General features: G+C 55.5%; 23 protein-coding genes, 1 tRNA gene and 1 pseudogene. 15 read left to right on the top strand and 10 right to left on the bottom strand.

Features of this window, described 5'->3' with window-relative positions:
- Positions 1 to 384: 384 nt before the first annotated feature.
- The 7 genes from BLS94_RS02695 (at position 385) to BLS94_RS02665 (ending at position 5,842) form a co-directional block, all read left to right on the top strand.
- On the top strand, positions 385 to 1,452 hold the full coding sequence (locus tag BLS94_RS02695) for an N-acetyltransferase (protein WP_090957672.1): 1,068 nt from the start codon (positions 385 to 387) through the stop codon (positions 1,450 to 1,452).
- Positions 1,436 to 1,792: an ASCH domain-containing protein gene (locus BLS94_RS02690; protein WP_218124724.1), complete on the top strand. Its 357-nt coding sequence runs from the start codon at positions 1,436 to 1,438 to the stop codon at positions 1,790 to 1,792. The genes BLS94_RS02695 and BLS94_RS02690 overlap by 17 nt, the downstream gene beginning before the upstream one ends.
- Positions 1,793 to 1,796: 4 nt before the next feature.
- Positions 1,797 to 2,930: a hypothetical protein gene (locus tag BLS94_RS02685; RefSeq protein ID WP_090957670.1), complete on the top strand. Its 1,134-nt coding sequence runs from the start codon at positions 1,797 to 1,799 to the stop codon at positions 2,928 to 2,930.
- 545 nt (positions 2,931 to 3,475) lie between these two features.
- Positions 3,476 to 3,934 (top strand): hypothetical protein, encoded by a 459-nt coding sequence (locus tag BLS94_RS02675; RefSeq protein ID WP_090957668.1) that lies wholly within the window; start codon positions 3,476 to 3,478, stop codon positions 3,932 to 3,934.
- Positions 3,935 to 4,049: 115 nt separating this feature from the next.
- On the top strand, positions 4,050 to 4,235 hold the full coding sequence (locus BLS94_RS15000) for a recombinase family protein (RefSeq protein ID WP_218124723.1): 186 nt from the start codon (positions 4,050 to 4,052) through the stop codon (positions 4,233 to 4,235).
- Between the two features lie 67 nt (positions 4,236 to 4,302).
- Complete coding sequence (locus tag BLS94_RS15400) at positions 4,303 to 4,470, top strand: hypothetical protein (RefSeq protein ID WP_371130206.1); 168 nt, start codon at positions 4,303 to 4,305, stop codon at positions 4,468 to 4,470.
- Positions 4,471 to 4,630: 160 nt separating this feature from the next.
- A complete protein-coding gene (locus BLS94_RS02665; RefSeq protein WP_090957667.1) occupies positions 4,631 to 5,842 on the top strand; it encodes an RtcB family protein in 1,212 nt (403 codons plus the stop codon).
- A 303-nt stretch (positions 5,843 to 6,145) separates the two neighbouring features.
- Here the strand turns inward: BLS94_RS02665 and BLS94_RS02660 are convergent.
- Positions 6,146 to 6,238 (bottom strand) — tRNA-Ser (locus BLS94_RS02660).
- Positions 6,239 to 6,301: 63 nt separating this feature from the next.
- On the opposite strand from BLS94_RS02660, the gene mltF reads away from it, so the two are divergent.
- Both mltF and BLS94_RS02650 read left to right on the top strand, forming a co-directional pair.
- Positions 6,302 to 7,702, top strand: coding sequence for a membrane-bound lytic murein transglycosylase MltF (gene mltF / locus BLS94_RS02655; RefSeq protein ID WP_256325255.1), 1,401 nt, complete (start codon positions 6,302 to 6,304; stop codon positions 7,700 to 7,702).
- Between the two features lie 201 nt (positions 7,703 to 7,903).
- On the top strand, positions 7,904 to 8,542 hold the full coding sequence (locus BLS94_RS02650) for a peroxiredoxin (RefSeq protein ID WP_090957665.1): 639 nt from the start codon (positions 7,904 to 7,906) through the stop codon (positions 8,540 to 8,542).
- A gap of 464 nt (positions 8,543 to 9,006) precedes the next feature.
- Here BLS94_RS02650 and BLS94_RS02645 read toward each other — a convergent pair whose 3' ends face one another.
- Together BLS94_RS02645 and cysG are read right to left on the bottom strand one after the other, a co-directional pair.
- A complete protein-coding gene (locus tag BLS94_RS02645) occupies positions 9,007 to 9,537 on the bottom strand; it encodes an REP-associated tyrosine transposase (RefSeq protein WP_090957664.1) in 531 nt (176 codons plus the stop codon).
- A 47-nt stretch (positions 9,538 to 9,584) separates the two neighbouring features.
- Positions 9,585 to 11,069 (bottom strand): siroheme synthase CysG, encoded by a 1,485-nt coding sequence (gene cysG, locus BLS94_RS02640; RefSeq protein ID WP_090957663.1) that lies wholly within the window; start codon positions 11,067 to 11,069, stop codon positions 9,585 to 9,587.
- A gap of 387 nt (positions 11,070 to 11,456) precedes the next feature.
- Between cysG and BLS94_RS02635 the strand changes: the two genes are divergently transcribed.
- The 6 genes from BLS94_RS02635 to scpB all read left to right on the top strand — a co-directional run bounded on the left by BLS94_RS02635 (position 11,457) and on the right by scpB (position 16,571).
- On the top strand, positions 11,457 to 12,299 hold the full coding sequence (locus BLS94_RS02635; protein ID WP_090957662.1) for a 3',5'-nucleoside bisphosphate phosphatase: 843 nt from the start codon (positions 11,457 to 11,459) through the stop codon (positions 12,297 to 12,299).
- A gap of 162 nt (positions 12,300 to 12,461) precedes the next feature.
- Positions 12,462 to 13,094 (top strand): L-threonylcarbamoyladenylate synthase, encoded by a 633-nt coding sequence (locus BLS94_RS02630; protein WP_090957661.1) that lies wholly within the window; start codon positions 12,462 to 12,464, stop codon positions 13,092 to 13,094.
- Positions 13,087 to 13,734 (top strand): site-2 protease family protein, encoded by a 648-nt coding sequence (locus BLS94_RS02625; RefSeq protein ID WP_090957660.1) that lies wholly within the window; start codon positions 13,087 to 13,089, stop codon positions 13,732 to 13,734. Before BLS94_RS02630 ends, BLS94_RS02625 begins: the two co-directional genes overlap by 8 nt.
- Positions 13,735 to 13,785: 51 nt before the next feature.
- Complete coding sequence (locus BLS94_RS02620) at positions 13,786 to 14,988, top strand: tryptophan--tRNA ligase (protein WP_090957659.1); 1,203 nt, start codon at positions 13,786 to 13,788, stop codon at positions 14,986 to 14,988.
- Positions 14,989 to 15,076: 88 nt separating this feature from the next.
- Entirely contained in the window at positions 15,077 to 15,883 is an 807-nt protein-coding gene (locus BLS94_RS02615) for a segregation and condensation protein A (protein ID WP_090957658.1), read from the top strand.
- Complete coding sequence (gene scpB, locus BLS94_RS02610; protein WP_090957657.1) at positions 15,849 to 16,571, top strand: SMC-Scp complex subunit ScpB; 723 nt, start codon at positions 15,849 to 15,851, stop codon at positions 16,569 to 16,571. Before BLS94_RS02615 ends, scpB begins: the two co-directional genes overlap by 35 nt.
- Positions 16,572 to 16,649: 78 nt before the next feature.
- Here scpB and BLS94_RS02605 read toward each other — a convergent pair whose 3' ends face one another.
- From BLS94_RS02605 to BLS94_RS15395, 7 genes and pseudogenes are all read right to left on the bottom strand, one after another.
- On the bottom strand, positions 16,650 to 18,743 hold the full coding sequence (locus tag BLS94_RS02605; protein ID WP_090957656.1) for a CopD family protein: 2,094 nt from the start codon (positions 18,741 to 18,743) through the stop codon (positions 16,650 to 16,652).
- A complete protein-coding gene (locus BLS94_RS02600) occupies positions 18,740 to 19,150 on the bottom strand; it encodes a copper resistance CopC family protein (RefSeq protein ID WP_090957655.1) in 411 nt (136 codons plus the stop codon). Before BLS94_RS02600 ends, BLS94_RS02605 begins: the two co-directional genes overlap by 4 nt.
- Positions 19,151 to 19,357: 207 nt before the next feature.
- The gene (locus tag BLS94_RS02595; RefSeq protein WP_256325254.1) at positions 19,358 to 19,939 is read right to left on the bottom strand and encodes a hypothetical protein; all 582 of its coding nucleotides are present in this window, start codon (positions 19,937 to 19,939) and stop codon (positions 19,358 to 19,360) included.
- A 113-nt stretch (positions 19,940 to 20,052) separates the two neighbouring features.
- Positions 20,053 to 20,628 (bottom strand): hypothetical protein, encoded by a 576-nt coding sequence (locus BLS94_RS02590; RefSeq protein ID WP_072767297.1) that lies wholly within the window; start codon positions 20,626 to 20,628, stop codon positions 20,053 to 20,055.
- Between the two features lie 256 nt (positions 20,629 to 20,884).
- Positions 20,885 to 22,135, bottom strand: coding sequence for a methane monooxygenase/ammonia monooxygenase subunit B (locus BLS94_RS02585; protein ID WP_072767298.1), 1,251 nt, complete (start codon positions 22,133 to 22,135; stop codon positions 20,885 to 20,887).
- A complete protein-coding gene (locus BLS94_RS02580; RefSeq protein WP_025042266.1) occupies positions 22,135 to 22,959 on the bottom strand; it encodes a methane monooxygenase/ammonia monooxygenase subunit A in 825 nt (274 codons plus the stop codon). Before BLS94_RS02580 ends, BLS94_RS02585 begins: the two co-directional genes overlap by 1 nt.
- 279 nt (positions 22,960 to 23,238) lie before the next feature.
- Positions 23,239 to 23,333, bottom strand: a pseudogene (locus tag BLS94_RS15395) (methane monooxygenase/ammonia monooxygenase subunit C); the annotation flags it as partial.

The raw sequence follows: 23,333 nt of genomic DNA, 5'->3' as shown, positions 1-23,333 counted from the left end.
GATATTATAAACTCTATTCGCCATATCGCTTCTGAGGTCAACGGTAGATAGGAGATGATCGATGTATTTCGCTGTCCACAAACCCACATGAGCATCAGGTCATAGCAATACTCAACTCCATAATACCCATACTCACTGACAGGTGTACCTCGGTCCAATTGTTTAGCTCTACCATAAAGCATACAATCTAGCTCAGCAGTAACGCTGCGATGCGAACAAATTCCTGCTCCGATCGGCCCGCAAATATAAAAATAGCTGCGGTAGATATGTACCCGCGGACAGCAAGCTGATCCTCTCTTGTTTTTGTTCTTCACTAGTTGCTACAGGCGATCAGCGGAACTGCGACGAGTGCTTACCAGTTAACGTCGGCAATGAGAGCGCGGTATGAGAAATGATCTCCTAGTTTTCGAACGATTTAGAGACATCTGGTCTGACGACCCTTTCTTCGACTCCTTAAAAGCCGACTACGCGGAGTTTGAAGAATGGTTTAAGAAGAAGGGAAACCACCAGGCGTTCACTTTCCAGAATGAAGTTGGTCTGCTCGATGGTTTTTTGTACCTTAAGGTTGAGGATGAGCCGGTCTTGGATACGACCCCACCGCTTCCTCACTCTCGTCGGCTGAAGATTGGGACATTCAAGGTCAACCCGCACGGCACGCGTTTAGGCGAACGATTCATCAAGAGAGCCTTTGACATTGCAGTGGACCAGCGAGTGCACGCTCTGTACGTGACGATCTTTGAAAAGCATGCAGCCCTTGTCGACTTATTCCTGCGGTACGGCTTCGAGCGGAAGGCACTCAAGCGGACGGCAAATGGAGAAGAGTTAGTGCTTGAGCGTCGACTCGATCGCGCGGCCGGCGACGTAGTGCTCGATTACCCTCGAATACCGGTGAAGACAGATCGGCATTTCATTTTGTCGCTGTACCCGAGCTGGCACTCTCGCTTGTTACCTGATTCGCTGCTGAGAACAGAGAATTCATCTATATTGCAGGATGTCTCGCATACAAACAGCATCCATAAAATCTACTTGACTGCGATGCAAGGCATAGATCAACTGAGACGCGGGGACACTCTGCTGATCTACAGAACAGCAGAGGGCGGCCCGGCCTATCACACCTCAGTCGTAACGTCGCTGTGCGTGGTTGAGGAGCTCACGAACATCAACAAATTCCCCACCGTAGAGCAGTTCCTAGCGTACTGTGCTCCCTACAGCATCTTTCCAGAGACGGAGCTCAGGGAGCTGTATCAGAAGCGACGATACCCCTGGGTAATCCGATTTACGTATAACCTCGCGTTTCACAGGCGGCCCAACCGAAGGGCACTTATCGAGCAAGTTGGTTTCAACGCCGACATGTACTGGGGCTTCTTCCAGATTTCAACACAAAAACTTAAATACATCCTCAAGCTTTCTGGTGATTATGAAAAAGCGGGTTCTCTTGTCTATTCATCCTGAGTACGTGGATGCAATCTTTGCTGGGCACAAAGGTTTCGAATTTCGACGCGTCCTCTTCAAGGAAGATGTGCGGGAAGTAGTGGTCTATGCGACGTCCCCAATTTCGCGCGTCGTAGGCAGATTCAAGATTGAGGACATCTACGAAGATTCTCCGAGTGAAATCTGGGCGAAAACCGAAGCCCTTGCCGGAGTGACGAAGGAGATGTTCGACACGTATTTCAAGGGACGTGCGAAGGCGTTCGCCATCAAGGTTTCCGACCCGATACGCTTCTCTCAGCCGCAGCCTCTGTCAAAATACGTTCCCTCCAATACCCCTCCACAATCTTTCTGCTACATCTGAGGACATGGCTACTAGCACCACAGCTTCCACGTATGGTTTGCTTTGCTTTGCCCGAAGTGGTGGGGATCCAATCGCGGAGGCTACAGCCCAGCCCCAATCTCAACCCTTGTTGCCCGAGATTCACCTAAACATCTGGGAACAAGAGGCAGACAAAAAATCGGCGAATACAGACTCTTTGTTGGACATCGGGCTAATGATCGACTTGAATGATCGAACGGACTCGATTGAGTTCATTTTCCCCGCAAAGATGCCGCTGACCTCGGTGAAAGATCTAGCCCCTGTTATGTCACCTGCCCAAGCGATTCCAGCGATATTTAACGAGAGCTGGGCAGTTATATCAATGGGGTCAAAAGATGCCGTGGTCTACGATCCCTCTGGACAGAGCACGAGCTTTGCCTTTGTGCATATAGAAGGGGCCATCAAAGAGACTCAGCATGCCAGCCATGATGCCCTCTCAATTTCTATCCCCACTCTGATTACCCGCGCGAAGGGAGTAGCCCAACAAACGCAACAAACTATTAAGCGAGTATATATCCGATTCCGGCTGCTCAAGTTCGAGAGGCTGTTTTACTGTGTTGGTGCGGGCGAGCGTAGCAACGACTGGTGGCAGCCTTCTTGGCAGAGAACGGAAGACATTGACTTCCGCCTTAATGTCCGACGTGGAGCCCCTCCCGGTTTGGAAAGTACCATCGGCCGCTTCCTTGAGTTCTCCAAGGTCCACCTATTTCTCATGCGATCGCGCGACAAGGACATCGTGTTCCACGACAAGCTTTTCAAGGCGTCTCGATCTCTTGAAGATGAAGACTTCTGGGCTCAATATTCGATTTTAGGAACCCAGACGGCTCATGAGAAGAGCCTTGAACGCGTGAAGAACAGCCTCGGCTACCATTGGAAATCTGGAAGCCCGGGTCCTGTGAAGGAGTTTGGTACACTGGCACGATTTAAGATTGTTGAGTTCGGTGTGGGGAAGTTCGTTGCCGTAGCTCTTATCGTCGGTGCAATGGGGGGCATGCTTTGGGATGGCGTCAAGGCGAGCTATTCCATACTAATTTCTCGGAGCCCTGTATATGCGCAGGCGACTGGGTCTACTGGAACCGAGCCTCTGCTGCCGGCAGAAGAGCAGAAGTTACCTAGATGAAAAAGGGGGGGAAATGAGTTTAGTCTTAACGAAGGCCTCTCTGGAGCGGGCTCCTTGGCTCCTTAGTAAAACTCTGAACATCGTCTCCCAAGACGCAGAGTTCTTACGCTCTAGCTACCCGCTGTTTGATCAGTGGTTCGTCTCGAAGGTTCTTCCCGGGATTCATACGGGGGTGCGCACTTTGCTTATTGAAGAGCGCGACTCTATGGTAGTTGGCCTGCTGATTCTGAAGCATACCGAGACTGAAAAGAAGCTGTGCACTCTTCGCGTTCGCCCTAGTTTTGAGAGCAAGGGGCTAGGAGTTCGGCTCTTCCAGACTGCGTTTCAGCTATTGGGGACAGAACGTCCTCTGCTGTCAGTCTCCGAAATAACTGCACCGAGGTTTGAGCGCCTCTTCACGTATTTTGGCTTCGCACAAGAAGGGGTATACCAGGGGAGGTACATCCCGATGGTGGATGAATTGGCATACAACGGTCTACTTGATCCGGCTCCACTCCCCCGGTAGCCTCGCTATCTGCAACTGCCGGCCCCACAAAAGGAAGGTGATGAGTAAATTCCAGGGTTTTGGTGAGCTTAAGACTTCACTTGATCTTGTTCAAAAACTTGAACACGACTTGGAGCGAATCCGCGACACGCCGCACGACCAATACGCAGCATTTGATTTCTTCGTCACCGCTGAACACATCCTTGATTGGATCTATCCCACAGATGGGAAAACACGTTCCAAGCTTCGTGAGGAGGAACATCTACTTGCCTTAATCTCGCATATTGCTAACGGCGCCAAGCACTTTGAAGCCAGAGACAAGCGCCATAAATCCGTAACAGATGTGGAGAAATCTCGCTATGTGGAAGTTGGCTACGTGGAGGACGGCTATTTCGAAGATCCATTGCTTATCCATCTTTCCGAAGAGCAGCAAAAACACTTTAAGGCTTCTAGCGTAGAAGTGGTTACCCTTGCTGAGCAAGTTCTGCAATATTGGAGAGACAATGCACCAAAGGCATGATCGATGCCTTGACCAAAGAAGGGTGTGAGAAGATTTTCCAGGAGTAGGCGTCGGGTGCACAACGGGATCGGCCAGAGCTGAAAGCCGCCCTTTCCTATATGCAGAAAGGCGATACATGATCATCTGGAAAATTGACGGGCTTGCCCGTTCCACGAAACAGCTCATCGAGACAATCGAATCGTTTCAGGACCAAGGGATAGGGCTTGAATCGCTGCAGGACCCCATCGATACCAACTCACCGAGCGGTAAGCTTGTCTTCCATATCTTTGCTGGCAGAATTCGAACGGGGCGTCATCCGTGAGCGAACTACGGCAACGGCAGGCTTGAGAGCCGCAAGAGAACGTGGCCGTGTAGGTGGCTGACCCCCATTGCTTTCAGCAAAGGACCTACAGGCCGCCAAAGCGATGCTGAAGGATTCTGATATCGCTGTTGCGGCTGTCGCCCAGCGACTGAACGTAGCGGCATCCACGTTGTACCGCCATATACCCCCATGTGAGAAGTGCACCTTCGAGACAGACGAAGGACGGGTCTGCTAGCGACAGAATGATGAAACTATCCCGGAAATCCTGAGCCGGCGATGGTTATGGTCGCCAATTGCTGGCGGGAAAGTATGGGGCGTCGAACCAAAAACGGCCACCTTTGTCCACAACGTACCCCCATCGTAAAAACACGTTCACGTGATCGAGGCCTCTTGCAATGAAGAATATTTATAGCGAGGAAGGATCCAGACCTATCAAGGCCTGGACCGATGTTGAAGACGACGCACTTGCCCAAGCCAAGAATCTTGCGCGACTGCCTTTCGTAGATCGACACGGGATCGCCCTCATGCCCGATTGCCATCTTGGCAAAGGTACGACGGTAGGCACCGTTATCGCAACGGACAAAGCCATCATTCCAGCCGCGGTAGGTGTCGATATCGGCTGCGGCATGAATGCCGTCCGCCTTTCCCTCAAAGCTTCGGACCTGCCCGATTCGTTGCTCGCTGTCCGTCGCCAGATTGAACGTGATGTTCCCCTGGGCGCCGGCGGAAGCCGCAGAAAGCCGGTTGCACTGGGCAAGCTTTCTTTAGCGCTTAATGAAGGTCGTGGCTACAAGCGATGGTACAGGCGTTTCGCGCAGAGTCGAAAGACCGATGAGATCAGCTTGCTGAAAAAGGCCGAATCACAACTCGGAACTTTGGGCTCAGGCAATCACTTCATCGAGTTGTGCACAGATGAGAATCAGGACGTGTGGGTGATGCTCCACTCTGGTTCCCGCGGTATTGGCAACATGATTGGAAGCTATTTCATCGAAAAAGCCAAGCGCCGGATGGAACGCCTTTCCATTCACCTGCCGGATGGCGATCTTGCATGGCTGGCAGAAGGCGAGGATGACTTCGACGATTATGTGGAAGCGGTTAACTGGGCACAGGACTATGCGCTCGAGAACCGGCGGAACATGATGGAAACCACAATCGCAGCGTTACGCCGCCACATTCCCATTAATTTTACCCTTACCCGGGAAGCCATTAACTGTCACCACAATTACGTGGAAAAGGAAACGCATTTTGGGCGAAATCTATGGGTGACCCGCAAGGGAGCAATACGTGCGCGGGTGGACGATCTGGGTATTATTCCCGGCTCAATGGGCCAGCGGAGCTATATAGTGCGGGGGAAGGGCGAACTTGAATCCTACTGCTCCTGTTCACACGGTGCGGGCCGCAAAATGTCCCGAGGTCAGGCGCGAAGGATATTTACCGTGGCCGACCTGGTTCAGCAGACCAAAGGGGTCGAATGTCGCAAGGATAAAATGGTGTTGGACGAGATACCCTCATCGTATAAGGACCTTGATGAGGTGATGGCAAACCAGGCAGACCTGGTGGAAGTAGTTCACACTTTAAAAGCAGTGATGTGCGTCAAAGGAAGTTGAGAGGCATCGCGGGCCGCGATTCGGAAGCTCCATTACCGCATCGAAATATCTGCGTCCGTTTTTGCCTTCCCTACTCTTGCCGTCCAGTCCTTCTCGTCGAAACCATTAACCACCTCCAGAAGTTTCGTATTCCGTCATCAACCGGGTGTATCCGCTGACCCTCGCTGTTGGTCGACGGATACATTTTGCCATCCACTTCTATTTTATCCGAAACATTACGGGCGAATGCCGAGGATCATATTACCGCTGGAAGTCGGTGCGCCCTTTTTACAAGCGCTTACGGGAGGAACTCGGATGTTAAGTTGGCGGAGAGGGTGGGATTCGAACCCACGTGCCAGGTTACCCTGACCATCTGATTTCGAGTCAGCGCCGTTATGGCCACTTCGGTACCTCTCCGTTGTGGTATACCATTTTATCAGTTTATCTCACGCTCGTTCAGAACAACATGGCAGAATGTTCATGAATTCTGCTTGTCTCTCTCCCATGCACGTTCTCCCCCGTTTGCTTTTTGTCGTTTTCGGTTGCGGCCTCATTTTTGCTGCCTGCGATTCATTTGAAAAATCGGTATCGCCATTCGACAAAACCGATGAGCTAGTGGTTATTACGGCAAACAGTCCTGATACCTATTATGAGAATGCCGAAGGCGGACATGCCGGATTGGAGTTCGATCTTGCGTCCGAGTTCGCGCACGACCTGGGTATGAAAGTCAGGTTTAAAATAGTGCCGAAACTGGATGACGGTTTGTTGAGCCTGGAGAAGCATCAGGGACACTTTGCGGCTGGCTTGACCATTACCCCCAAGCATGCGTTGCGCGCTCGCTTCGGTCCGGTCTATCAGTTCGTCCAGCCCCAGGTTGCCTACAATACGGACTACCCGAAGCCCAAAAATATGAACGACCTCGCGGGGAGAACCGTCGAAATTGCCGGTGGCGCCACCTATACCGAACCACTGAATAAGGCAAAGCAGTACGTTCCGGAACTGAAATGGGCTGAAGTGGATATTACGCCCGAAGACCTGCTGGCAAAACTGGCAGAGGGAAAAGTCGATTACGTGATAGCAGACTCCACCCAAATCAATTTGGCAAAGAATTTCTTCCCCAATTTGGGCGTAGCGTTTGATTTAGGTGAGCCAGCCGGCAAGGCATGGGCCTTTTCACCCTATGCAGAACGCGAATTATTGGAAAGGACTCGGAAGTTCTTTAACCGCATCGAACAGGACGGCACTTTAGTGCGCTTGCTCGACCGGTATTATGGACACACTCAGCGGCTTCTCCAAACGGATGTGATTGGCATTCTGAATAAAAGACGCACGATACTGCCCGATTTACGCGACTACTTTCATGAGGCCGAGGAGTTGACAGGCATTGACTGGCGGCTGATTGCGGCGTTGGCCTACCAGGAATCGCACTGGGATCGACTTGCGGTTTCGCCCGCTAATGTGCGCGGCATCATGATGTTGACGGAAATTACCGCCGACCGGATGAAGGTGACCGATCGACTGGATGCCCGGCAGAGCATACTTGCGGGCGCGCGCTACCTGATGCTGCTAAAAGATGGACTACCCACACGTATCAAGGAACCGGACCGTACCTGGATCGCGCTGGCAGCATACAACCAGGGCTCCGGCCACATCGAGGATGCGCGCATTCTGGCCCAGCGTCTTGGTCTTAACCCGGATTCGTGGGTGGACCTGAAACAAACATTACCGCTACTAAGCCAGAGCAAATATTTTCGCAATCTGAAGCATGGCTATGGGCGAGGCGGCGAAGCGGTCATACTGGCGGAATCGGTACGTACGTACTACAACATATTGCAGAAATATGAACGGCCTTATTCTTGGGGCTTTCCGATCAAGCGGTGAGGTTGGCTCGCTATCGCTACCGCAGCGAGCTTTCGGTAAACGCTGCCCGCGGTATTCATGGGGTGGAGAAAATGATGTGGTGCTATCCACCTCATCCATTTTGCGCAAATAATAATTGTTGAGTCATTACAGCAGTCAGGCTATATTGAGCTTATCAATTTCCCACGAACTTTTAATCCATTGTTAACTTAGGAGGATGCCATGACCTTACGCTTAGGCGATACTGCACCTGATTTCGAGCAAGATTCCACGATCGGAAAGATCAGGTTTCATGAATGGATAGGCGATTCCTGGGCGGTACTGTTTTCGCATCCCGCCGATTACACGCCTGTGTGCACAACCGAACTGGGGTTGACTGCAAAGCTCAAGTCGGATTTCGACAAACGCAACGTCAAGGCAATCGGATTATCGGTCGATTCATCGGAGAAACATGCTGGGTGGATCAAGGATATCGAGGAAACGCAAAACTGCAGCGTCGATTTCCCGATCATCGCGGATCTGGACAAAAAGGTTGCGACGCTGTACGACATGATTCACCCGAATCAGTCGGATACCGTGACGGTTCGGTCGCTGTTCATTATCGATCCGAAAAAGAAAGTTCGGCTCATCATCAGTTATCCGTTAAGCACAGGCCGCAATTTTGACGAGGTTCTGCGAGTTATCGACGCGCTGCAGTTGACCGATAAATATACGGTGGCGACGCCGGGCAACTGGAAAAACGGCGATGACGTGATTATTCCCCTGACGATAAAGGATGAAGAGGTCATCAAGCAGAAATTCCCGAAAGGTTACAAGGCGCCTCGTCCGTATCTGCGCATCACGCCGCAACCGGATAAATAGCCTGTGGGCATTTGTTTCCGGGACGTCGTTTCTCTAAAACGCCCTGTTTTTTTGGGCGTTTTTTGATGTTTTAGAGTCTCGTTGCAGTATGGGGCACATATAGCATTCATACGGCGCAATGCGCTTCGCTTATTGTCGCCCTACTTCTTATTACACTTTTCGGCGTGAGGTAATAAGATGAAGGCCGAAATCCGTAATCCCGGTCCATGCAACATGGTTCGGCTACGTTGTCAGTCTCATGCGATAAGGTAGGGCGACAATAAGCGAAGCGCATTGCGCCTATGAAGTGAAGCGGTATGTCCATCTTCATATTAGTCCGTGCAGCGGCAGGTAATAGGATGGAAGGTTGACTCTATAACTTCAGTCCATGCAACATGGCTCGGCTACGTTGTCAGTCTCATGCAATAAGGTAGGGCGACAATAAGCGAAGCGCATTGCGCCGTATGAAGTGAAGCGGTAAGTCGTCAATCTTCATATTCAAGCTTATTTTCATCGCCTCCTGCCCAATCTGCCGGATAAATGCCCTTTTCAACCAGTCGATGAAAAGTGGAATACGGCCATTCGTTCACCCGTTTAACCAAACCGTGCTTGAGCGAGTTGATGTGGACATAATCCATGTGCGCACGGAAGTCCTTCTCATCGCGAATCAAATGTTCCCAATAACGGCGTTGCCATATGCCGCGTTCACCGCGTGCTATTCGAACCTGGGAGCGCCGCTCGCTAATTGGTAATGCCTTGGAAAATGTAAGTTTGATCAATCGCCACCGCGTCGCGAAATCCGTATCACCGGGTGGGAGTTCGATGATGCAATGAAGATGCTCTGGCAACACCACCCAACCATGGATGATGAAAGGATGACGCTGCCGTGCAATGCCCACCACCTTGCGCAGCAAATCTATATGCCGGGTTAGCAGGTCGTTACCTTGTCGTTGCAGCAGGTTAACAGTAAAGAAATAGGTACCACCCGGATGCCAGGCGCGTCGATAGTCAGGCATGCAATAATAATGAGAAAATTTTCAGACGACGCTATGCGCTTCGCCAATTAGCGTCCTACGTCTTCTTTATTTGCCGTGGCCTCGTCAGCGTGTAGATCGCTCTCTGGCTCAAACCAGGCAAGCTTCTGGTGCAGTTTTACGACTTCACCCACGATGATGAGTGTCGGCGGGATGAGATTGGCGGAAGTGGTGAGATCGGGAAGTGTCTCCAGCGAGCCGGTCAGTACGCGCTGTTTGTGAGTGGTTCCCTGTTGCACGATTGCGGCTGGGGTTGTAGCAGGCAGACCATGCGCGATCAGTTGGCGGCACAATACCGGCAATCCAAGCAGCCCCATGTAGACCACAATAGTCTGATGTGGCCGCGCCAGCATTGGCCAATCCAGATCCACACTGCCGTCCTTGAGATGACCGGTCACAAAAACGCACGACTGAGCATAATCGCGATGCGTGAGCGGGATACCAGCATAAGCTGCCGCCCCGGTTGCTGCCGTGATGCCCGGTACGACCTGAAAGAGAACGCCCTGGCTGGACAGGGTTTCGATTTCTTCCCCGCCACGGCCAAAGATGAACGGATCGCCGCCTTTCAGTCGGAGCACGCGTTTGCCTTCTTTCGCCAGCCGTACCAGTAACTCATTAATGGATTCCTGCGGCATGACGTGCTTGCTGCGTTCCTTGCCCGCATAAATGCGGAGCGCATCGCGGCGCACCATATCGAGTATTTCAGGCGAAACGAGACGGTCATACACCACCACGTCCGCTTGCTGCATCAGGCGCATCGCGCGAAAAGTCAGCAATTCGGGATCTCCCGGCCCGGCGCCGACGAGATAGACTTCTCCCTGCATCTCTTCCCCGGCCTCTCTCTTTTCCGCACTGTCCGCTTCGTTTTCCAGCAGGCGCTCCAGATAAGCCTTGGCCGCCTGATCCCGACCGGCAAAAATCATTTCGGCAAACGGCCCCTGCAGCACATCTTCCCAGAATCTGCGCCTTTTCTCGGGACGCGTGAAGCGTAGTTTCACCCGCTCGCGGAACTCCGCTGCGTAAGCCGCAAGACGTCCATATGCCGCAGGTATCATGGTTTCCAGACGGGCTCGCAGCAATCGCGCCAGTACCGGGGATGCACCCCCGCTGGAAACCGCGACGATAATAGGCGCCCGGTCTATGATCGAAGGCATGATGAAAGAGCATAAAGCTGGGGAATCAACTACGTTGACGGGAATATGCAGCCGTCCGGCGGCTTCTGACACCTTCCGGTTGACTAAGGGGTCGTTAGTGGCGGCAATGACCAGAGTGGCGTCACGCAGATGATCTGCATGGAACGTCTCGGCGCGATAGGTGATCCTGCCCTGCTCAAGTTGCCCGTGCAATGCTCCATCCAGTTGTATCTGCATCTCGGCGCCAAGCTGTGGAGAAACCAGCGTGATATGCGCACCGGCGCGCAACAGCAACGCGATCTTGCGGGCAGCCACTTCCCCCCCGCCGATCACCACGCAGTTACGATTTCTGATGTTGAAAAAAATCGGTAGAAAATCCATCTGTTCCATTCAAGCCCGGCAATTGTATTCTCGTACTTTACCTGAAAATGCGTATTTAAATGGAGGTAGCCGATAAGTTTGAGCTATAACCTGCCGGTACGGGAACTCCCCGAAGAAGCGCTTACAGTTTTGGGCGTTTTGTGCGTTGTGGGCGATAGAGCCGTTTTAGGTGTACGGAATCGGGACGCCCGTAGTGTGGGAAGATCTCTGCTTCGCGGGAGAGATGTTGCCTCTACTTGATCGCTGGTTTTGCAGCTGTCAGTCTTGCGCGCACACCTCCGACTGGAATACAAGCTCCCCCTTCTTTTTGATTCTTTTCCGCGGTTCATTTTTCATACCCCTTCTTATTTGCTATGATGCGTCTCTTGCTTCGCGCGAACCGGCTTCATGCTTAACATCGATTTGCATTGTCATTCCACGGCTTCCGACGGCTTACTGTCGCCCACGCAACTGGTGGAACACGCGGCCACGCAGGGAGTGGCGGTGCTGGCGTTGACCGATCACGACGATGTGGCTGGACTGGATGAAGCCCGTCGGGCCGCAGTCGAGAAAAACATCGTCTTTATCAATGGAGTGGAAATCTCCGTTAATTGGCGCGGCCAGACCTTGCATATTGTCGGGCTTGGCATAGATCCTGAACACCCGCAGCTCGCGCAGGGCCTGACCTCCATACGCGAGGGCCGGACGGTGCGAGCAGGCAAAATCGCGGCGCAACTCGACAAATTCGGCATTCACGGCAGTTTTGAAGGCGCTTGCAGAAATGCCGGCAATGGGCACCTGATAGGTCGGCTGCACTTCGCACGTTTTCTGGTCCAGCAGGGTTACGCCAAAGACGTCAGATCGGTGTTCAAAAAATATCTGGTCAAGGGCAAACCCGGGTATGCGCCGCACCAGTGGGCGCCCTTGAGCGACGCGATCGATTGGATACGCAACAGCGGTGGCAGAGCTGTGATTGCCCATCCGGGCCGCTACAAACTGGGCAAGGGTGCATTGGACGAACTGCTGCTTGAATTTCGTACCCTTGGCGGAGAAGCTATCGAGGTTATCACTGCCAGCCACACGCCGGAACAGTCCATGCTGTTTGCGCGCCATAGCCAGCGGCTGGGTTTATTGGCTTCGCGCGGCTCGGATTTTCACGGACCGGGCGAGAGCTATTTCGATCTGGGCCGGATGCCGCCATTGCCTGATTACTGTAAGCCGGTATGGCACGACTGGAAAGGAGCGGCGTAATGGGAAGCTATGTGACCTAATCAAACATCTCCAGAATACACTGCTGCATCTCAGCGACTTTTGTTTACGCCTTAGCGGTCGACCAGTTGGGCAAATGGACCTGCCTGAAGCATTCGATTTTTTGCGCATGCCCTAAAATTATAAATAAAAACTGTTTCTCACGTGGCTCAATTCTTTTCCATTCACCCGGATAATCCGCAACTGCGCCTGATACGACAGGCGGCAGCTATCATACGCGCCGGCGGTGTTATCGCTTACCCTACCGATTCGTGTTATGCGCTGGGGGGCCAATTAGGCGACAAGAACGTCATGACGCGCATCCGCGCCATTCGTCAGGTGGGTGAAGACCATCACTTTACCCTGATGTGCCGGGATCTGGCTGAAATTTCCCGGTATGCGAAATTCGATAATCGCGAACACAGGCTACTCAAGGCGAGCACACCCGGCAGTTATACTTTTATCTTCCAGGCGACGCGAGAGGTGCCGCGCCGCTTGCTGCATGCGAAACGCAACACCATCGGCGTGCGGATTCCCGATCATCCTGTGGTTCAGGCGTTGCTGGCAGAGTTGAATGAGCCCCTGTTGAGTTCGACCTTGATATTGCCGGGGGATGAGCTTCCCCTGAATGATGCGGAGGAAATCCGCGCGCGCCTGCAGCATCATGTCGAACTGGTGCTGGACGGCGGCGCATGCGGCCTGGAGATGAGTACCGTGGTGGACTTGACCGGGGACACGCCGGAAGTCATCCGGCAAGGCAAGGGCAGCCTTGAACCTTTCGGAAAGATGCATGGATAGCATCATCCAGAGTATTGCCATTTATGCGCTGCCGGTAATTTTTGCCATTACGCTGCATGAAGCCGCGCATGGGTATGTGGCCAAGCACTTCGGCGATCTCACCGCCTATTCACAGGGACGCGTCAGCCTTAATCCGCTTCGGCATATCGATCCTATCGGTACAATTCTGCTTCCCTTGGTAACGCTGTGGCTGGGCGGAATCCTGTTCGGCTGGGCCAAGCCGGTACCGGTCAACTTCGCAGCATTGCGCCGCCCCAAGCAGGACATGCTTTGGGTGGCGCTGGCCGGGCCGGGTGCAAATCTTTTCATGGCATTGCTATGGGGGTTCATGATCAAGATTGGCCTCGACCTGCCTGAGAGTGAGCTCTCGACGCCCTTAATTTTGATGGGCGAAGCAGGTATCAAGATTAATGTAGTATTAATGGTGCTGAATTTGCTGCCTCTACCTCCACTGGATGGAGGCCGCGTTGCGGTAAGCCTGCTGCCACCCCATTTGGCGCAGCATTTTGCAAAGATTGAGCCTTACGGTTTTATGATTCTCGTACTGCTTTTAATGACGGGAATACTAGGTGCGATGATCGGACCTTTTATCGCTATTACAATACAGTTGGTGGCTTGGGTATTTGGATTCGAAGTGTAGTAAACGGTTGGCCAGGAATTCTGGTCAAGGATAATTAAGGACAAGTAAAGTATGTTCGCTGATCGGGTTTTATCGGGTATGCGCCCCACCGGTGCCCTGCATTTGGGGCATTACCATGGCGTGCTGAAGAATTGGATAGAGCTGCAGCACCAGTTTGAATGTCTGTTCTTCGTTGCCGACTGGCATGCTCTGACGACTCACTACGATACACCGGAAGTCATCGAGCAACATGTCTGGGATATGGTGATAGATTGGCTTGCCGCGGGCGTGGACCCGGCACAGGCAACCTTGTTCATCCAGTCGCGAGTACCGGCGCACGCTGAACTGCATTTACTGCTCTCGATGATCACCCCGCTAGGTTGGCTGGAACGCGTGCCCTCTTATAAGGATCAGCAGGAAAAATTGTCCGAGAAGGAGTTGAGCACCTACGGCTTCCTGGGTTATCCCCTGCTGCAAAGCGCGGATATTCTCATTTATCGCGCCACGCGCGTGCCGGTGGGCGAGGATCAGGCGCCGCATATTGAGTTTACCCGTGAAATTGCTCGCCGCTTTAACCACATATATGGCAAGGAAGCCGGCTTCCGCGAAAAAGCGGAGGCGGCAATAAAAAAGCTGGGTTCAAAAAAATCCAGGGTCTATCGCGAGCTACGGAATCGCTACCAGGAGCACGGCGATCAACAGGCGCTGGCTGCAGCGAAGTCATTGCTGGACGAGCAGCAGAACGTTAGCCTGGGTGACCAGGAGCGATTATTCGGGTATCTCGAAGGCGGCGGAAAAATGATTCTTTCCGAGCCGGAAGTGATGCTCACTCTCGCTTCAAAAATGCCGGGACTGGATGGACAAAAAATGTCCAAATCGTACAATAACACCATCAGCTTGCGGGAGGATCCCGCCAGTGTGATAAAGAAGATTCGTACCATGCCGACGGACCCGGCGCGTGTCCGTCGGAGTGATCCTGGCGACCCTGCTAAATGTCCGCTTTGGCAATTCCACCTGGTCTATTCGAGCGAGGAAACAAAAAAGTGGGCGCAGGAGGGTTGCGTGAGCGCCGGTATCGGTTGCCTGGACTGCAAGCAGCCTGTCATCGACGCGATATTGGCCGAACAGAAGCCCATGCATGAGCGCGCCCAGATGTATGAGGAAGATCCCAGTCTTGTGCGGAACATCATCGCCGATGGATGTGAGAAAGCCGACAGACTGGCTCAGGAAACCATGCGGGACGTCAGGGAGGCAATGGGGCTGGATTACGCTTGAGCGTTTCCCTGCGACTTTTCACCGGCTGTATAGTGTCTATAGCGAGATGGAATAGCAAGCACATGCCGGGCGCGTACGGATATTCAAGGTGAACGATTCTTCTCCCCCAGTCGCTAATTCAGTGGCAAAGATCCGTGGTGAACCGCTGGCCGAGCTGCCTACGGATTTGTATATCCCGCCAGATGCGCTGGAAGTATTTCTCGACACATTTCAGGGACCGCTCGATCTGCTGCTTTATCTTATCCGCAAACATAACCTGGATGTGCTGGATATTCCCATGGCGGAACTTACGCGGCAATATATGGGTTATATCGAGATGATGCGGGCTAACAAGCTGGAGCTGGCGGCGGAATATCTCCTGATGGCCGCGGTTCTGATTGAAATCAAATCCCGTATGCTGCTGCCGCTGCCTGTATTGCTGGCTGAGGAGGAAAGTGACCCGCGCGCCGAGCTGGTGCGGCGTCTTCTGGAATACGAGCAGATGAAGATGGCAGCGCAGAGGCTCAATGAGTTGCCCCATGCCGGACGTGATTTTACGGTAGTTGGAGTCCAAATTGATCAAGCGATGATCGAGTACTTGCCGGAAGTCAGCGTGGATAATCTCCGCGACGCCTGGCTTATGCTGATGGCGCGCTCCAATGTAAATCGGCGGCACCATGTCACTCGCGAAGAGCTTTCGGTTCGGGCCCATATGAGCCGGATCCTTCATCAATTACAGGGGCAAAACTTTGTCGAGTTCAATGAATTGTTCAACCCTGCTGCCGGAGTGCCGGAACTGGTGGTAACTTTTCTAGCGTTGCTGGAGCTCGTAAGGGAAAACCAGGTGGAGGTAAGTCAACCTCGCGTGTTCGGGATTATTTATGTCAGGCCAATTAGTGCCCTCATCGCCAGTTAGTCTCGCGGGGGCGTCCAATCCCTGGGAAATTAAACGAATTCTGGAGGCGGCGTTGCTTACCAGCCAGGAACCGTTGCCGTTATCGGAACTGAAGAAACTATTCAATGGGGAACTGAGTGCGGAGGTTTTGCGGCGGCTGCTCGAAGAGTTGCGCCAGGACTGGGATGGGAAGGGCGTAGAACTGGTGAGTATTGCCGGTGGCTGGCGCTTCCATGCCCGGCCGGAGATGCAGGAATTTCTTGATCGGCTTAATCCCCAGAAACCGCCGCGATACTCTCGTGCTGTATTGGAAACGCTTTCAATTATTGCATATCGCCAGCCGGTAACACGCGGTGACATTGAGGAAATACGAGGCGTTGCTGTCTCGGGGCCTGTGCTTAAAGCGTTGGAGTCGCGTGGCTGGATAACAACTGTTGGACATCGCGATGTTCCCGGTCGACCGGCCTTGTACGCAACAACCTTGAATTTTCTCAACGATTTGAATCTTCGCTCCATTGAGGAGTTGCCCTCCCTGGAAGAACTGGGATCGTTGATCGAACCAGAAGGCGCCATGGAAGTGACTTCGGGTCAAACACCGGCTGCGCCTGCGAACCCGACCGGGTCAGGGCCACCCCTTTTGCAAGCTTCCCAGGTATCAGAAGTCCCACAAGTCCCACAAGTCTCGGACGCAGCCCGACGCCTAAAGTAGTTGAGCGGAGATAACTTTTACAACGGGCGCACTCGTGGTGCGCCAGTCCGCCGAGCAGTGGTAATCAGTGGGTGCTGATCAATGCACATGATCCCCTGGCGGCGGCAATATCTCCTTTTCCCGATTAAGCTGCGCGACCTGCTGCATCAGCATTTCAGTGTTTGACCAGCCCGGGCCATCCGCATCCGGAATCCAGCGCGCGCGCAGATAGCCGTAGCGGTCCACCAGGAATTCCATGTGCGGGGGCAAGGTGCCCTCCCCCAGCAGATCGGCCTTGTTCAACGTGCGGCGAAACAGCTTATAGCTCTGCACGATCTCGTGCGCCCCTTCGATCACCACCGGGAAAGGCACGTTGCCCTTGATCTGCTCCAGCTCGCGCGAGTCCGGATCATCCTCCGGCACCGCCAGCAGCACCGTATTGGCTTGAGCCAGCCGGGCGTTGAGATCGCGCAACTGCGCCAGGCGCTCACGCGACTCCGGCCACGAGAACAGCACCAGCAGCACATTCTTCTGGCCGCGGAAGTCCTTCAGGGTGCCGCTGGAACCATCCTGCGCGGTATAGGAGAAATTGGGCGGGCCCATGGCAGGCTGCGGCTGTTCCGGCTTGACTTGCGGGCTCATCAAACGTGCTTGGTAGCCGCGCGACATGGCGTGCAGGAAATTGACCACGTCCCAGCGGTCCTCTTCCGAGAGCTTGTCGGCAAACTCGGGCATGCCGGTGCCGGGAATGCCGAAGGAGAGCCAGTGGAAGAAGTCGCCGGCGGTATGCTTGGCGGTATGCGGCTCGGTGAGCATGTCCACCGGCGGCTTGGCGAAGCTCTTGGCCATCACGCCGTTGCCCTTGCCCTGGGCGCCGTGGCAGGGCACGCAGTTCTCGGCAAAGTGGGCCGAGCCGTTGGCGATGGAAATGGTATCGAACGGCACCGGGGTCTTGCGGTAGGTCTCCGGGTAGGCGTCCACCGCCAAGGGCGGCAGGCCCACGCCCATGGCCAGGACGGCCAGCGCGAGCGGGATGCCCAGGCGGCGCTTCCTGTCCCACTTCCTGGCGCGCGCGAGCGCTACCGCCGCGCCGGCGGCGGCCAGGAGCGCCAGGCCGATCCAGGCGCGCAGCATCACGCTGGGGTCGCCCCAGGTGGCGGCCAGGGAGAAGCGGAAGGAGTAGGGCCAGTTCTGGATGATGGCGTGCTTGGCCGGGACGGTGTTGGCCACGATGGTGGCCAACAGCACGATGCCCAGCGCGAGGAGGAATTCGAAGCTGACCCACTTGCGCAGCCGGTGCCCGCCGGCCGCGGCCAGGCCATCGGCGTGCTGGGCCAGCAGCGGCAGCCAGCTGCGCGCGCGCGAGGCAATGACGAGCACCACCAGGAGCAGGGCGATCTTGCCGTTGAGCAGCCAGCCGTATTCGGTGGCGACCAGGGCGCCGTAGCTGCTGTCGACCATGCGGTAGGTAATGAAGATGCCGGTGGCGATCACCGTCAGCATGACCGGCAAGGCCATGGTGGAGAAGCGCTTCAAGGCGAGCGCATCGGCCTTGACCGACGCTTCGCGCGCGTGGAACAGGGCGTGGATGCGCTGGATGGCGGCCGTCTGGATGCCGGGGCGCGCGTCGCCGGGACGCGCGTCGTCTGCCTGCGGCACTTCACAGCTGAAACAGACCACCAGGAAGGCGGGCAAGGCGCCGAACCAGACGCTGGCCATGATGATGTGCAAGGCGTAGGGCAATACGGACAGGAGGGACAGGTCTTCGGCGGCGGCGTGGCTGGCCAGGGCGCCCACGGCGAGGGTGGCGGAAGCGACGGTGGCGCACAGGATGTATTGCCATCTTGCCGGAGGGGCTGCGCGGATATAGAGGGCGATGGCGCAGACGAGGGCGGCGCAGGCGGCGCGCCCGGCCCAGACGTGCCCCATGTGGGTGTTCTGCACGAGCGCGAGCCAGGCCTGCGGATGCCAGGCGTTGGCGTCAATGCCGGTGGCCTGGGCCGTGGTGGTGGCGAGGATGCCCAGCAATCCGGCCAGGAGGATGAGCGCGAGCCAAGGCAGCGCCCGCTCCAGGCGGCCCACCCAGGGGGAGTGGATGGAGCCGGCAATGGCCAGGAAGACGCAGCTTCCGACCAGGATCATGTTGGACGCAAGCTGTAACCAGCGCAGCAGCGTCGCGATGACCTCGATCATTTGGCGGGTGTTTTGCTCTTTACGGTGAAGTCGTAGGACGAGTCAACCACGTGGCCGTCCACCGACAGCACCCGGAACTTTACCGTGTATTTGCCGGGCGCCAGTTGCGACAGGGGCAATACGATGGCCTTGCGGTCGTCCACGGCGATGTGCGGCTGGATGTCGGTGACCGGTGACTTGGCGGCGTCCAGCACGGTAAGCGAGGCATAGTCCTTTTCGATTTCTTCGTTGAACCAGAGCCGCACTTGCGTGGGGGTCTGGGTAAGCTGCGCCCGGCGCGGCGGTTCGGCCTTGACCAGCATGGCGTGCGCCAGGACGGGGGTGCTGTGCAGCCCTGCCCCCAGCGCCATGAGCAGGATACTGCCCATCATGACCTGTTTGAGGGAGGGAATCAGGATCGATTGCATTCTTGGCTCCTCTTCGTGAAGCTGCCCCGCCACGGCAGTGGATGGGCAGATTGATCTTTTAATCTTTTTTGGCTTTTTATTCGGACCTGTTATTTGGACTGTATGGCTTCAGTTTGGTTCGGGCGCTGCTCAGGCGAAAGGCCGCCGCCGGTTATTCTATTATTCAGGTGGGGCTTGCCGCTCGCGCGATGCTCGCTGCGCCGCTGCTCAGGCGGCGCCGGCAGTCGTGGATTTGCGCCCGCGCAGGAAGAAGACGCCGGCACCGACAGCAATCACGGCGATGGCGCCGATGAGGTAGGGCGAGGTGCCTTTGGGTTCGCCCACGGAGAAGGGGAAGCGCGAGACGTATTCTTCCTTGCCGCCGACGCTCACCAGGCCTACGAATTTGCCGGGCTGCTTGAAGTCGTATTCGAAGTTGATGGAGCCGTTGGGGTAGACCTTGGCCGGAATATGCAGCAGGGTGATGGCGTCCAGGTTTTCTTCCTTGCCTTCGGGTGCGCCGGTGTCGCGGACGATGCGCACTTCGGTGGGCAGGGGCCGCAAGGCTTCTTCAATGTAGTCAAGGGCTACGACGGTGCGGCCGACGGCCGGGATGTCTTCGCAGAATTCTTTCTCCTGCGTGCTTTCCGGCTGGTAGCCGGTAAAGTGCATGGTATAGGGGCCGATGGTGAGTTTGCAGATGTCGTCGGCCAGGGAGAGTCCGCCGTGGGCGTGCACTTGGGTGGACAGCGGCAGGGCCAGGCCCAGCATCAGGCCCAGGAGGGCGGGTTTGAGAGAGGGTAAGGACATTATCAAGGTCACCTATAAGAAATGATGAATCGTCGATCCTACGGCCCGATACTCGGTTGCCGCCGGGGCTGTCCGGGTTGTCCGGGTTGTTTTTGTCTCGTCGTTTTCGTGGTCTATGGCCGGCGCGAGGCGCGCCAGCGCTGCATGCGCTTGGATTTCATGAGCTTGTATCCCAGCAGGATCAACAGCAGCAGGGCGATCAGCGGCCCTACCGCGGTGCGGAATATGTTCGCGTAGTTGATCATCTGTACCCGCAAGGGGTACTGGTAGCGCAGGGGAGGCAGTCCTTCGGCGGTGATGATGACGGTGTAGAGGCCCTGGTCCAGGCTGGTCTCGCCCTTGATCACGCCGTCGGGGTGGTAGCTTGGGCGCAGGTAGCTTACGGTCTCGTCGTCGGTTTCGCTGGTGCCTTTGATCACGCGCATGCCGATGGGCATTTCGCGCAGGCCCGGGTCGACTAAGTCCACCACCAGGTAGGTGTCTCCGCTCTTGGGAATTTCGGTGCAGTATTGGGCGGTGGGCTCAAATTGCGGCTGGTAGGCGCTCAGGTGCACCATGTTCTCGCCGATGCGACGCACGCAGCTGTCTTCTTCCAGCGAGACTTTTCCGTGTGCGCCTGCCGCGCCAGCATAGAGCGCGGCGCTCAGGATGAGCGCTGCAGCACTTGCCTGTGTCACTTGCCTAATCACAAACGGGTCCTCTCCGCGTCGTTACGAATCGTTACGAAGTTATCAAGATTCATTGTTTACGCTAATCGCCGCTTGGGCGGGTTTGCCATTCATCCGCGGGCGGCAAAGCCTGCGGTCATCGCCATTCCAATTCTACTATCTAATTCTACTATTTTTATCCTGCATAAAAAACACCGATCCACCTTTCCGTCTGGCGACGGCGGCGGACCGGTGTCATGCCTTGCGGGACGGGGCTATGCCTTGCGTCCCATGCGGCCTAGAGCTTGGTGAAGACCGGTATGACGGCGCCAGCTATGCTGTTGATGTTGCGATCGCCAGTATCGCTCCATGTCATGAGCAATCCGCCAAAACGGCTTTCCGGGTCGCCCAGCAGGGCCATGAGCCGCTGTACTTCCCACAGTGCATCTTTCGCTTCCATCTTCACTTCGCGGGTCTCTCCCGGCTGGATCGGGGTCTCGTTGTCAAACGATAAGCCGGTGGCCACGAGTTCCTTCGGATAGTTGCGGTCCATGTGCTTTAAGCCCACTTTGTTGATGAACCGGATACCGGCCGTGGTGAATTCGCCAATGCGGTAGGCGGAATCGCCGCTGTTGGTGATGCTCATGGTCACGCGCAGTGCCCGCCCCGGTACGTCGTAGTTGGCGTGGGTCACTTTGATGGCGATGGGGTTGGGTTTCACCGGCAGCGGAGCAACCTTGGATTCACCCGCCTGGATGGGCACGGTGTAGGGGTGCTTGTTTTCGGTGTAGCGGTAGCCTCCCCATACGAGCCCAATGGTCGCAAGCAATACGATCCAGGCAACTTTGGTGTCCATCGGGTCCAGCAGCAGTTCGTCACCATAGGCCAGCAGTACGCGGCTGCGCGGCAGGAACATGGGCCGGGCAACGTAGTAGCCGATCCAGAAGATGCCCAGTCCCATCCACAGGGCGTGCCAGAAGAGGCCGTTGCCCAGGTTGAAGGTTTCGGTGTCGATGGTCTCGCCGGTCAGCAATTTGACGGGGTTGGTGAAGTCATCCCAGCTGCCGGTGATGTTCATCCAGGCGGCGGGGCCGGCAATCGGGCCCGCATCCTTGATGTTCAGCATGGCGTGCATGTGATGGCGACCGGGTATGCGCGCTTTGAGCCTGACTTCGAAGGCGTAGTCGCGTCCGATCTCGAGCGGGCCTGCGATCATGGTCGGCTCGCCGTTCAGCTTGGTGGAGAGGCGCACGAACACGGGACTGGGGCTGCCTACGTTGAAGAAGGCGCGCCCCGGTTTGCCAACGGCCCGCGGCCAGTCTTCGGCCAGGTGGAATTTGCCGGTCATGGTGGCAAGATCGTTCACTTTGGTGGTCTCGGGACCCCATTTCATGTCGTACCATTGGATGGTGCGCATGCGCAGGAAGGGTTCCTGGGACCGTTCGCCGTGGGCCTGGGCCGGGGTGATGTCAAGCATGAAGGTCATGCCTAGGGCTGCCATGCCGCACAGGCCGGTCAGGCCGCGCTTGATGAGGTTGTTGAATTCCATTATTTGATCCCCTCGGGAAAGCCTTCTTCGCCAAATGCGGTGACGTCGTTTTTCATGGTGACGCGGCCACGGGCGCCTTTGACGTAGAAGAATGCGGTGCAGTAAAGTTTGCCGAAGTACCACCAGAGGCAGAACATGAGCATGGAGACGAAGGCGGCAAAGAACGAGGCGATGACGGTGGTGTGTCCGCCAAAGGTCCGCAGCGACCCTTGTTCGATGTTGCGTACGTACTCGGGGGTGCCGGTGCGAACGTACAGGAAGCCGGTGTAGTCGGCAACGGAGAGCAGTACGCCTTCGGCTACCAGCGGCAGGTGGGTCGGGCCAAAGATGGGCCAGTTACCCGGGTAGAACAGGAGTCCGAATGCGCCGCCACCAACCAAAGCTGTGATCATCCAGTTGCGGGTGAGCAGCATGACGGTGTCCATGACGAGTGCGCCCGGTATCATGGTGGAGGGGAAGACGAAGCTGATGGGGTAGTGCGACCACCAGTAGAAGCCCCAGTAGCGGGTCAGCCATTCGCCAGTCAGCAGGCAGACGACGCAGAGGGTGGCGCCAAAGGGCAGCCGGTAGTTGACCCACAGGTAGTACATGATGGCTGCGCAATAGGTGATGCCCACGATGGGGGTCACTACCGGCCACCATTGACGGTCTTTCCAGTCCAGCCAGAAGTCCCAGTCACCCGCCAGCAGCATGAAGTGCATGTGGTAGGTTCCAACCAAAAGTATGCATAGAATCGGGAAATAGACCGCGTCTATCATCCTGGACATCTTTACTGCTTCCGGCGGCATCTTGGCCGCCTTTAGTATTTCATCGGTTCTGCTCATCGCACCCTCCCCTCAAATGTCTACGATCTTAATCTTAATACGTGAATGATGTGTTTCTGTTGCGGTGTTGCTTGTTGCTTGGCCTCGTTCCGCCCCAGCTTGGTTTTTTTTGGCTGGACCTTTGTGCGCGGCGGTGGCGGTCGCCGCTCTGCTGTCGGGTTGCGCCAGGCAGGGCGGCCTAAGTTCCTCAGGGTTTCCCCAGGGGCTCTCAGTGTCCATCAGCGTCCGGGGTGCCAAAACAAAAAAACCGGCTGAATTGGGTTCAGCCGGTCTTTCAGGTTACGGTACGATGCGGTTGTTGAGGATGACTTTGCTTTGGCCATTCCAGACGACGTCGGTCAGGTTGGAGTAGCGGGTGATGATCTGTGCCGCAA

It is taken from the genome of Nitrosospira sp. Nsp18 (assembly GCF_900103145.1).
Lineage (GTDB): Bacteria > Pseudomonadota > Gammaproteobacteria > Burkholderiales > Nitrosomonadaceae > Nitrosospira.
This window is presented reverse-complemented; position numbering and strand designations above follow the sequence as displayed.

What these genes read in the sequence shown, in the direction of transcription:
- BLS94_RS02695 (WP_090957672.1), top strand. Translation starts at nt 385, where the DNA reads ATGAGAAATGATCTCCTAGTTTTCGAACGATTTAGAGACATCTGGTCT.
- BLS94_RS02685 (WP_090957670.1), top strand. Translation starts at nt 1,797, where the DNA reads ATGGCTACTAGCACCACAGCTTCCACGTATGGTTTGCTTTGCTTTGCC.
- BLS94_RS02675 (WP_090957668.1), top strand. Translation starts at nt 3,476, where the DNA reads ATGAGTAAATTCCAGGGTTTTGGTGAGCTTAAGACTTCACTTGATCTT.
- BLS94_RS15000 (WP_218124723.1), top strand. Translation starts at nt 4,050, where the DNA reads ATGATCATCTGGAAAATTGACGGGCTTGCCCGTTCCACGAAACAGCTC.
- BLS94_RS02665 (WP_090957667.1), top strand. Translation starts at nt 4,631, where the DNA reads ATGAAGAATATTTATAGCGAGGAAGGATCCAGACCTATCAAGGCCTGG.
- mltF (WP_256325255.1), top strand. Translation starts at nt 6,302, where the DNA reads ATGAATTCTGCTTGTCTCTCTCCCATGCACGTTCTCCCCCGTTTGCTT.
- BLS94_RS02650 (WP_090957665.1), top strand. Translation starts at nt 7,904, where the DNA reads ATGACCTTACGCTTAGGCGATACTGCACCTGATTTCGAGCAAGATTCC.
- BLS94_RS02645 (WP_090957664.1), bottom strand. Translation starts at nt 9,537, where the DNA reads ATGCCTGACTATCGACGCGCCTGGCATCCGGGTGGTACCTATTTCTTT.
- cysG (WP_090957663.1), bottom strand. Translation starts at nt 11,069, where the DNA reads ATGGATTTTCTACCGATTTTTTTCAACATCAGAAATCGTAACTGCGTG.
- BLS94_RS02635 (WP_090957662.1), top strand. Translation starts at nt 11,457, where the DNA reads ATGCTTAACATCGATTTGCATTGTCATTCCACGGCTTCCGACGGCTTA.
- BLS94_RS02625 (WP_090957660.1), top strand. Translation starts at nt 13,087, where the DNA reads ATGGATAGCATCATCCAGAGTATTGCCATTTATGCGCTGCCGGTAATT.
- BLS94_RS02620 (WP_090957659.1), top strand. Translation starts at nt 13,786, where the DNA reads ATGTTCGCTGATCGGGTTTTATCGGGTATGCGCCCCACCGGTGCCCTG.
- scpB (WP_090957657.1), top strand. Translation starts at nt 15,849, where the DNA reads ATGTCAGGCCAATTAGTGCCCTCATCGCCAGTTAGTCTCGCGGGGGCG.
- BLS94_RS02605 (WP_090957656.1), bottom strand. Translation starts at nt 18,743, where the DNA reads ATGATCGAGGTCATCGCGACGCTGCTGCGCTGGTTACAGCTTGCGTCC.
- BLS94_RS02600 (WP_090957655.1), bottom strand. Translation starts at nt 19,150, where the DNA reads ATGCAATCGATCCTGATTCCCTCCCTCAAACAGGTCATGATGGGCAGT.
- BLS94_RS02595 (WP_256325254.1), bottom strand. Translation starts at nt 19,939, where the DNA reads ATGTCCTTACCCTCTCTCAAACCCGCCCTCCTGGGCCTGATGCTGGGC.
- BLS94_RS02585 (WP_072767298.1), bottom strand. Translation starts at nt 22,135, where the DNA reads ATGGAATTCAACAACCTCATCAAGCGCGGCCTGACCGGCCTGTGCGGC.
- BLS94_RS02580 (WP_025042266.1), bottom strand. Translation starts at nt 22,959, where the DNA reads ATGAGCAGAACCGATGAAATACTAAAGGCGGCCAAGATGCCGCCGGAA.